Here is a 10,207-nt window from a genome sequence, read left to right as displayed (position 1 = left end):
TCCCCGCCGAAGCGCTCGGCGTCGAACTGATCAAACGCGGCTATCGCGTGCGCCTTGCCACCGATGCCCGCGCGCTGCGCTACGGCGGACTGTTCTCCAGGGACAGTATCGACGTGGTGCCGAGCGAGACCGTGCGCGGCCGCACCCCGTGGTCGCTCGCCCGCACCGCGATCATGCTCGGCTACGGCACCGTGGTCGCCGCCCGCCTGGTGCGGCGGCTGAAGCCTTCGGCCGTGGTCGGCTTCGGCGGCTATCCGACGCTGCCGCCGCTATTGGCTGCAAAGCTGCTCGGCGTGCCCGGCATCATTCATGAGGCCAACGCGGTGCTCGGCCGCGCCAACCGTTTTCTCTCCAGCCGCGTCGACGCGATCGCGACCGCGCTGCCCGGCGTGCTCGATCGCGATCCCTCGCTCGCGGGCAAGACCACCACCGTCGGCACGCCGATGCGGCCGGCGATCCTTGCCGCCGCCGCGGAGAAATATGCTTCCCCCGCGCCGAACGGGCCGCTCCGCCTGCTGGTGATCGGCGGCAGCCAGGGTGCGCGGGTGATGAGCGACGTCGTGCCCGGCGCGATCGAGCGGCTGGAGCCTGTGCTGTGGAGCCGGCTGGTCCTGACGCAGCAGGTGCGCGAGGAAGACATGGCGCGGGTGCGCGCCGTCTATGACCGGCTCAAGATCAATGCCGAGCTGGCGCCGTTCTTTTCCGATCTGCCGGCACGGCTGGCATCACACCATCTGGTGGTGTCGCGTTCCGGCGCCGGTACCGTCGCCGAACTCGCCGCCGTCGGCCGGCCCGCCATCCTGGTGCCGCTGCCGGGCGCGATCGATCAGGATCAGTTCGCCAATGCCGGCGTGCTGGTACAGGCCGGCGGTGCCTTGCGGATTCCGCAGGCGGAATTCACGCCCGACCGGCTGGCGGCGGAAATCTCAGCCCTTGCCGCCGAACCCGCGCGGCTGACCGCGATGGCCGCCGGCGCGCGCGGCGTCGGGAGGCTGGATGCGGCCGAACGGCTGGCGGATCTGGTTGTGAAAGTTGCCGGAATCTAGCCGCTTGCGCGCAAATTGCCTCTTGTCAGCGCCTTCGAAAGCGGGGCATCCAGTACGCCACGCCGCTGATTTGACTGACTGCGCGAAATACTGGATCGCCCGCCTCCGCAGGCGATGACGCCGGGGATTAGAGCATGCGACTGCCGCGCGAGATCGGGCCCATCCACTTCGTCGGGATCGGCGGCATCGGCATGAGCGGCATCGCCGAAGTCCTGAGCAATCTCGGCTATGCCGTGCGGGGCTCGGACGCCTCCGAGAGCGGCAATGTCGCCCGCCTGCGCGACAAGGGCATCCCGGTTTGCGTCGGCCACAAGGCCGAGAACGTCGCCGGCGCGGACGTGGTGGTGGCGTCGACCGCGATCAAGCGCGACAATCCCGAACTGATGGCGGCCCGCGCCCAGCGCATTCCCGTGGTGCGCCGCGCCGAAATGCTGGCCGAGCTGATGCGGCTGAAAAGCTGCGTCGCGATCGCCGGCACCCATGGCAAGACCACGACCACCTCGATGGTGGCGGCGCTGCTCGATGCCGGCGATCTCGATCCGACCGTGATCAATGGCGGCATCATCAATGCCTATGGCACCAATGCGCGGCTCGGCGCCGGCGACTGGATGGTGGTGGAGGCCGACGAGAGCGACGGCACGTTTCTGAAACTGCCGGCCGATGTCGCCATCGTCACCAATGTCGATCCCGAGCATCTCGATCACTTCGGGACGTTCGAGGCGGTGCAGGACGCGTTCCGCGATTTCGTCGAGAACGTGCCGTTCTACGGTTTTGCCGTGATGTGCATCGATCACCCCGTCGTACAAACCATCGTCGGCAGGATCGAGGATCGCCGCATCATCACCTATGGCGAGAACCCGCAGGCCGATGCGCGGCTGGTCGATCTCGCGCCGATCGGCGGCGGCTCCCGCTTCAAGGTCGCGTTCCGCGACCGCAAGACCGACGCCGCGCACGAGATCGCCGACATCAGGCTGCCGATGCCGGGGCGGCATAACGCGCTCAACGCCACGGCCGCGATCGCGGTGGCGCACGAGCTCGGCATTTCCGATGATGCGATCCGCAAGGCGATCGCGGGTTTTGGCGGCGTCAAGCGGCGCTTCACCAGGACCGGCGAATGGAACGGCGTCACCGTCATCGACGATTACGGCCATCATCCCGTGGAGATCGCCGCGGTGCTGAAGGCGGCGCGGGAGTCCGCCAGCGGCAAGGTCATCGCCGTGGTGCAGCCGCATCGCTTCACCCGGCTGCAATCGCTGTTCGAGGAATTCTGTACCTGCTTCAACGACGCCGATGCGGTCGTGGTGGCGGACGTCTATCCGGCCGGCGAGGCGCCGCTCGATGGAATCGATCGCGATCATTTTGTCCTCGGCCTGCGCGCGCATGGCCATCGCGAAGTGATCCCGCTGCCAAGATCGTCCGATCTGGCCGGTGTCATCAAAGGCCTTGCCGGCCGGGGCGATCTGGTCGTTTGCCTGGGCGCAGGCAACATCACGCAATGGGCCTACGCGCTGCCGGGCGAGCTGAAGGCGCTGGGTTAGAGGTGGCAGCGTTCCCCGACATCACCGCCGATCTCAAAGCCGCGATGCCGCGATTGCGCGGGCGGCTGCTGCCAAACCAGTCGCTGGCGGAGCTGACCTGGTTTCGCGTCGGCGGTCCGGCGCAGGTGCTGTTCACGCCCGCCGACGAGGACGATCTCGCTTATTTCCTCCAACAGTTGCCGGGTGAATTGCCGGTCTATGTCGTCGGCGTCGGCTCCAACCTGATCGTGCGTGATGGCGGCATGCCGGGCGTGGTGATCCGCCTGTCGCCGCGCGCCTTCGGCGATACCAGCGTGGAAGGCGAGGTGGTCCGCGCCGGCGCCGCGGCGCTCGACAGGCGTGTGGCGGAGACCGCGGCGGCAGCGAATATCGGCGGAATGGAATTCCTGTTCGGCATTCCCGGCACCATCGGCGGCGCGCTGCGGATGAATGCCGGCGCCAATGGCAGCGAGACCAGGGATGTGCTGATCGAAGCAACCGGTATCGGGCGCGACGGCACCACGCACGCCTTCACGAACGCCGACATGAAATTCGCCTACCGCAGCAGCGGCATCGACGCCGCCATCATTTTCACCTCCGCGCGCTTTCGCGGCACCATCACCGACCCCGAAGCCATTCGCGCCCGCATGAACGAGGTGCAGACCCATCGCGAGGCCGCGCAGCCGATCCGCGAAAAGACCGGCGGGTCGACCTTCAAGAATCCGCCCGGCAACAGCGCCTGGCGACTGATCGACGCCGCCGGCTGCCGCGGCCTGCGCGTCGGCGGCGCCCAGGTCTCCGAAATGCACTGCAATTTCCTGATCAATATCGGCAACGCCACCGGGCATGATATCGAAACGCTGGGCGAGACCGTGCGCAGACGGGTGAAAGAACATTGCGGAATTGAGCTAAACTGGGAAATCAAGCGGATCGGGATCGGGCAAGCGTGACACGGATTACCATTCTGTTCGGCGGCACCAACAAGGAGCGCCTGGTCTCGGTGGCGAGCGCGCAGGCGATGCATCGGGCGTTGCCGGAGGCCGATCTGTGGTTCTGGGATGTGGCCGATACCGTGCATGAAATCCCGTCACGCAAGCTGCTCGATCATGCCCGGCCGTTCGAGCATCCGTTCAAGCCGGATGATCGCGGCATCAAGCTCGAGGCGGCGCTGGATCAGGCCAGGGCCGAGGACCGCGTGCTGGTGCTTGGCCTGCACGGGGGCAGGGCGGAGAATGGCGAATTGCAGGCGATGTGCGAAATGCGCGGGATTGCCTTCACCGGATCCGGCTCGGCGTCGTCGCATCTCACCTTCGACAAGGTGGCGGCAAAGCGCTTCGTGGCCATCGCGGGGGTGAAGGCGCCGGCCGGCATCGCGCTGGAAGATATCGAGGCGGCGTTCGCCAAGTACGGCAAGCTGATTGCAAAGCCGGCGCGGGACGGGTCGAGCTACGGCCTGATCTTCGTCAACGCCAAACAGGATCTCGTTGCCGTGCGCGATGCGGCCAGGAGCGAGGACTACCTGATCGAGCCGTTCGTCGCCGGTGTCGAGGCGACCTGCGGCGTCCTCGAGCAGGCGAACGGTCTGGTTTTTTCACTGCCGCCGATCGAGATCGTCCCGGCGGAGGGCGGGTTCGACTACACCGCCAAATACCTGCTCAAATCGACGCAGGAGATCTGCCCCGGCCGCTTTTCACCTGAAATCAGCGCCGCGATCATGGACCAGGCGCTGCGGGCGCACCACGCGCTGTCGTGCACCGGCTACTCCCGCACCGATTTCATCGTCTCGGCGAACGGGCCGGTCTATCTCGAGACCAACACCCTGCCGGGCCTGACGGCGGCCTCGCTCTATCCGAAGGCGCTGAAGGCGCAGGGTATCGAATTCGCCGATTTCCTGAATGATCAGATCGCCTTGGCGGACAAGCGCGTGCAAAATAGGGTGCCTTGGCCAGGCCTTGCCCCTGGCAGGGAGCCGGTCCGGACCAGCACGGTTCCATTGCTAAAATCCTAACAAACCCCGGTAAAGCACCCACCTGGCGGACCGGATTTACCCTTTGTTTACCAGTAAGCCCGAAGGTTAACGCCGGCGGCGCATGTGGCGCTTGGCTGCCGGGGCGTGAGCTGTCGCGGATTTCCGCTTCGCGGACCGCGACGAGGGAACAGGGACCTTTTCTGGCTGAGGTCAAAAATCCCGCCCGGCACGACCGAGACGTTATTTGTGCCAGATCCCGCGAGGTTTTTGCGGGACAACATTTGACGAGCCCGTGCAATGGATGGTGCAGGACGCCTCGCCCGATCGCTGAGATCGCTGGGGCCCCAGGCTGACCTGAAAGCCGCCGCTGTTGGAGCGGTCGTGCTGCTGCGCGAGCGGCTGGGCCTCGATCGCCCCCGCGCCAGGCCTTCGCCAGACCGCGGGCCGGCGCCTCGCTTCGTCCTGTTGCTCGAGCGTCACCTGCCGCGCCGTGCCGGCGTTGCCGCGTCCGCCCTGATCCTGCTCGGCAGTGTCGGTTTCGGCGTCGTCAAGGGCGGCCATGTCGATGAACTGTTTGCCGCGCTAAGCGACACCCGCAACGCGCTGGCCAATTCCGCCGGATTTCGCATCACCACGGTCGCAATCAACGGCCGCAGGCAATTAAGCCAGGACGAGGTGCTGGCGATCGGTGGCGTCAATGGCCGCTCGTCACTGTTGTTCCTCGACGCCGCCGTCGTGCGTGACAGGCTGAAGGCCAATCCCTGGATATCGGACGCCACGATCCTGAAGCTTTATCCCGGCCAGCTCAAGATCGACATCGTCGAGCGTTCGGCATTTGCGCTGTGGCAGCAGGACGGCCGCCTGTCCGTGATATCGGATGACGGCGCGGTGCTCGAACCCTATGTTTCGCGCCGCTTTGCCGCGCTGCCGCTGGTGGTAGGCAAGGGCGCCGATGTCAGAGCCAGGGATTTCCTCGCGCTGCTCGACCGTTATCCGCAGGTGCGCGCGGTGACCAGGGCGGCGATCCTGGTCGGCGAGCGGCGCTGGAATCTGCGCCTCAGGGACGGACTCGATATCCGCTTGCCGGAAAACGACGTCGGCAATGCGCTGGCAGCGCTGAGCAAGCTCGACAGGGAAGACAAGCTGTTCTCGCGTGACATCGTCGCCGTCGACATGCGCCTGCCGGACCGGCTGACGGTGCAATTGTCCGAGGACGCGGCCAGGGCCCGCGAAGAACTGTTCAGGGACAAGAAGACCAGGAAAAAGGCCGGTGACGCATGACCGGCCTCGATCGCAGCCAAACGCCGAAGACGCGCCCGATGGCGCAAAACCGCACCGCGCTGGTGGCCTCCCTCGATATCGGCACCAGCAAGATCGCCTGCATGATCGCGCGGCTGACGCCGTGCCCGTCAAACGATGCCTTGCGCGGACGCAGCCATGCCGTCGAGTTGATCGGTTACAGCCAGATTCAATCGCGCGGCGTCAAGGCCGGCGCGGTGGTTGATCTCGCCGAATGCGAACAGGCGGTTCGCCAGGCCGTGGCATTGGCCGAACGCATGGCCAGGGTTCGCGTCGAGTCGGTGCTGCTCTCGGTCTCCGGCGGCCGGCTGCAGGGGCAGCTGGTCGAGGCCGCCGCCGATATTCGCGGCGGCTCGGTCACGCCAGAGGATGTGACCCGCGTGACATCCACCGGCATGCGCCACGCCACCGGCGAGGGCCGCACCGTCCTGCACGTGCTGCCGGTCGGCTATGCGCTCGACGGCGTCAAGGGCATTCGCGACCCCCGCGGCATGGTCGCCCGGCAATTCGGCGTCGACATGAATGTCGTCACGGCAGATGCGACGGTGGCCAAGAACCTGATGCTGGTGGTCGAGCGCTGCCATCTCAACGTCGAGGCCATGGCGGCGAGCCCCTATGTGGCGGGTCTGTCGGTCCTGACCGACGATGAAGCCGATCTCGGCGCCGCCGTGGTCGAGATGGGCGCCGGCTCGACCACGATCGCCACCTATTCGGGCGGCCGGTTCGTCCACGCCAGCGGATTTGCGGTCGGCGGGCAACATATCACGATGGATCTCGCCCGCGGCATCGGCGCATGCATTGCGGATGCCGAGCGAATCAAGACTTTATACGGCACTGTGCTGACCGGCGGGTCGGACGCGCGCGAACTGATGTCCGTCCCGGCGGCCGGCGACGAACTTGATGTTCCGCAGATCGTCTCCCGCGCCACGATCGGAAACATTGTCCGGCCTCGCGCCGAGGAGATTTTTGAAATGGTCCGGGACCGGCTCGCAGATTCCCCCTTTGCGGCCGAGCCGAGGGCGCGGGTTGTCCTGAGCGGCGGCGCAGCCCAGCTCACGGGCACCGTCGAGCTTGCCACCCGCATTCTCAACCGGCCGGTCCGGATCGGCCGCCCGCTCGGCTTCGGCCGGCTGCCCAGCGAGGCGAAGGGCGCCTCGTTCGCCGTGCCCGCGGGCCTGCTGGTCTATCCGCAATACGCTCATCTTGAACATGTCGAACCGCGGCATACGCGGCAGCTCAGGACAGGGACTGACGGCTATTTCGGAAAGGTCGGACGATGGCTTCGCGAGGGCTTCTGATGACCGGTCTCCGGTTCATACGATTTTCACCAGATCCTGCGGCCGCCGGCCGGGGCGAACCCACCCGCGCGTAATCGAGAGGCAACCATGGCACTCAATCTGACCCCCCCCGACATCAGCGAGCTGAAACCTCGGATTACCGTCTTCGGCGTCGGCGGCGCCGGCGGCAACGCCGTCAACAACATGATCACCGCGGGGCTGCAGGGCGTCGATTTCGTCGTCGCCAATACCGACGCCCAGGCGCTGACCATGTCGAAAGCCCAGCGCATCGTGCAGATGGGCACCCAGGTCACCCAGGGCCTCGGCGCAGGCTCCCAGCCCGATGTCGGCGCCGCCGCGGCGCAGGAGGTCATCGACGAACTCCGCGATCATCTCTCCGGCGCCAACATGGTATTCGTCACCGCCGGCATGGGCGGCGGCACCGGCACCGGCGCCGCGCCCGTGATCGCCAAGACCGCGCGCGAGATGGGCATCCTCACCGTCGGCGTCGTCACCAAGCCGTTCCACTTCGAAGGTCAGCGCCGGATGCGCACCGCCGAGGCCGGCATCGCCGAGCTGCACAAGGTGGTGGATACGCTGCTGATCATCCCGAACCAGAACCTGTTCCGGGTCGCCAACGAAAAGACCACCTTCGCCGACGCCTTCGCGATGGCCGACCAGGTGCTCTATTCGGGCGTTGCCTGCATCACCGACCTGATGGTCAAGGAAGGCCTGATCAACCTCGACTTCGCCGACGTTCGCGCGGTGATGCGCGAAATGGGCAAGGCGATGATGGGCACCGGCGAGGCGACCGGCGAGAAGCGCGCGCTGACCGCGGCCGAGGCGGCGATCGCCAATCCGCTGATCGATGATTCCTCGATGAAGGGGGCCCGCGGCCTTTTGATCTCGATCACCGGCGGCAAGGACCTGACACTGTTCGAAGTCGATGAGGCCGCCACCCGGATCCGCGAGGAAGTCGATCAGGACGCCAACATCATCGTCGGCGCCACCTTCGACGAGACCCTCGACGGCATCATCCGCGTTTCCGTGGTTGCCACCGGCATCGAACAGGCGCAGATCGCGCGCAACGCGACGTCAGCGCCCACCACCACCACCACTGCCTCCACGCCGGACAGCCGTCTTGCCGACCTGACCGCGCGGTTGCGCGCCGACAACCAGCGCCTTGCCGAACGCGCCCAGAAGCTCGAATCCTCGAGCCCGGCGGCGGCCGCTCCGGCTCCGGCCGCCCAGCGCCCGGCCAACAGCGTCGAACGCGCGGCTCTGGCGGCGATTGCCGCCGCGGTCGCGCCGAACGCTTCGCAGCCGGCGGCAGCCGCGCCGCTGCAGTCTGCGTCCTATGGCGACGTCACGGTTCGCCCGATCGCGCAGAAACCCTCACTGTTTCCGGACAGCAACGTCACCAAGGCCGCCCCCCAGGAACCGGCAACTCCCGAAAACTTCATTCCGCAGCCGGCCGAACGTCCGCCGGTCCGTGCCCAGCGGATGCCGAAATTCGAGGACCTTCCGATACCGGCGCAGGCCGAAATCCGGCAGGCGCACGGCGACGACGGGGAAGAGCACCCGCAGAAGAACCGGCTGTCGCTGCTGCAGCGACTGGCCAATGTCGGCCTCGGCCGTCGCGACGAAGACACCGAACCGCCGATCGCGGCCCGTGCCTCGGGTCCGGCGATGGCGCCGCTGCCGCCGCTTTCCGAACGCAAGCCGAATCGGTCGACCAACCAGTTCATCACGGGGAACGAGCCGGTATCTGAGTATGCAAAGCGCCCGGCGCCCCAGGGTTTGGACGTTCATGGCCGCCCGGCACCTGTTGCAGTGGCGCCACAGGGTGACGACCATCTTGATATCCCGGCCTTCCTGCGCCGGCAGGCCACGTGAGGTTTGTTACAATTCTGGCGACCAAAAAGGTCCCGGCTGACGAAGCCGGGACCTTTGCTTTTGCGCCGTGCCGTCTTGCAATCTTCCAGGCAAGTAACTGATGTTAAATGATTAATTATTTATTCCGTGGTCGGATGGTTCGGCCGCAACCTGATCCGGGCGCGCCTTAATTTGGCGCGAATGCGGCAGAGTTAGGGTAACAATCGGTAAAAAAGCGTGAGTTGGCGCGGTTTGGGGCAGTGACTATGGTCCGCCGCGACTTGGGGAACTTGAAGCGAATCGGCCGGGGAATTGAGCCGATTGGGCTTTGAGTTAAGTCGGCTAGTGGGCAAATATCGGATGAAATTCAGCCGCCAGACAACGCTTCGGTCGCAAGCCACCGTGACGGGTGTCGGCGTCCATTCGGGTTTACCCGTCAATTTGACCCTCGGACCCGCGCCCGAGGATGCGGGTTTTGTCTTTGTCCGCACCGGTCTCGACGCTGCCGACCGTGAAGTTCAGGCTACCGCGGGCGCCGTGATCGCAACCGAGTTTGCGACCGTTCTGGGCGACCGTGAAGGCCCGCTCGTTTCCACCGCCGAACATGTGCTCGCGGCATTGCGGGGCATGGGCGTCGACAACGCCACCATCGAGATCGACGGCCCGGAAGTACCGATCATGGACGGCAGCGCCGCGGCCTTCGTCGCCGCCATCGATCAGGCCGGCATTGTTACCCAATCCGCCGCCCGCCGCTTCATCCAGGTGCTGAAGCCGGTTCAGGTCGCGATCGGCGATTCCTGGGGCGAACTCCGTCCTTTTGCCGGCGGGTTCCGTGCCGAGGTCGAAATCGACTTCGCCAATCCCGTGATCGGCCGCCAGAGTTATTCGCTCGATCTCGGCGCGGAAAGCTTCCGTCGCGAGATCGCGCGCGCGCGCACCTTCGGTTGCATGAGCGACGTGGCGCGGCTCTGGAGTGCCGGATTCGCGCTCGGCGCATCCTTTGAGAACTCAGTGGTGTTCGACGAAACCCGTCTGCTCAACGTCGAAGGCCTTCGCTACCGCGACGAATGCGTCCGCCACAAGGTGCTCGACGTGGTTGGCGATCTCGCGCTGGCGGGTCTGCCGCTGCTGGCCGTCTACCGCTCGGTGCGTGGCGGCCACAAGCTCAACCACGCCGTTCTCACCGCCCTGATGGCCGATCGTGGCGCCTGGCGGGTGGTCGAG

The 10,207-nt window shown here is 66.2% G+C and carries 8 protein-coding genes and 1 pseudogene; all 9 read left to right on the top strand.

What is annotated here, in order from left to right; translation table 11 throughout:
• Positions 1-1,046: UDP-N-acetylglucosamine--N-acetylmuramyl-(pentapeptide) pyrophosphoryl-undecaprenol N-acetylglucosamine transferase (locus tag WCE35_RS01090; RefSeq protein WP_424591498.1), on the top strand; the 1,046-nt coding region annotated here is incomplete at its 5' end.
• A gap of 134 nt (positions 1,047-1,180) precedes the next feature.
• A complete protein-coding gene (gene murC, locus WCE35_RS01085) occupies positions 1,181-2,584 on the top strand; it encodes a UDP-N-acetylmuramate--L-alanine ligase (protein ID WP_424591497.1) in 1,404 nt (467 codons plus the stop codon).
• The gene (gene murB / locus WCE35_RS01080) at positions 2,542-3,513 is read left to right on the top strand and encodes a UDP-N-acetylmuramate dehydrogenase (protein WP_424591496.1); all 972 of its coding nucleotides are present in this window, start codon (positions 2,542-2,544) and stop codon (positions 3,511-3,513) included. Before murC ends, murB begins: the two co-directional genes overlap by 43 nt.
• Positions 3,510-4,571, top strand: a complete 1,062-nt coding sequence (locus WCE35_RS01075; RefSeq protein WP_424591495.1) for a D-alanine--D-alanine ligase family protein — start codon at positions 3,510-3,512, stop codon at positions 4,569-4,571. Before murB ends, WCE35_RS01075 begins: the two co-directional genes overlap by 4 nt.
• A gap of 12 nt (positions 4,572-4,583) precedes the next feature.
• A pseudogene (locus WCE35_RS01070) lies at positions 4,584-4,863 on the top strand (D-alanine--D-alanine ligase); the annotation flags it as partial.
• Entirely contained in the window at positions 4,830-5,813 is a 984-nt protein-coding gene (locus WCE35_RS01065) for a cell division protein FtsQ/DivIB (protein ID WP_424591494.1), read from the top strand. The pseudogene WCE35_RS01070 and the gene WCE35_RS01065, both read left to right, overlap by 34 nt.
• The gene (gene ftsA, locus WCE35_RS01060; RefSeq protein WP_424591493.1) at positions 5,810-7,129 is read left to right on the top strand and encodes a cell division protein FtsA; all 1,320 of its coding nucleotides are present in this window, start codon (positions 5,810-5,812) and stop codon (positions 7,127-7,129) included. Before WCE35_RS01065 ends, ftsA begins: the two co-directional genes overlap by 4 nt.
• An 87-nt stretch (positions 7,130-7,216) precedes the next feature.
• Positions 7,217-9,004, top strand: a complete 1,788-nt coding sequence (gene ftsZ / locus WCE35_RS01055; protein ID WP_424591492.1) for a cell division protein FtsZ — start codon at positions 7,217-7,219, stop codon at positions 9,002-9,004.
• A 339-nt stretch (positions 9,005-9,343) separates the two neighbouring features.
• Positions 9,344-10,207: UDP-3-O-acyl-N-acetylglucosamine deacetylase (gene lpxC / locus WCE35_RS01050; RefSeq protein ID WP_424591491.1), on the top strand; the 864-nt coding region annotated here is incomplete at its 3' end.

It is taken from the genome of Bradyrhizobium sp., from assembly GCF_049691595.1.
Lineage (GTDB): Bacteria > Pseudomonadota > Alphaproteobacteria > Rhizobiales > Xanthobacteraceae > Bradyrhizobium.
Note: the sequence above shows the minus strand (reverse complement) of the source record. Positions and strands in the feature narration are given on the sequence as shown.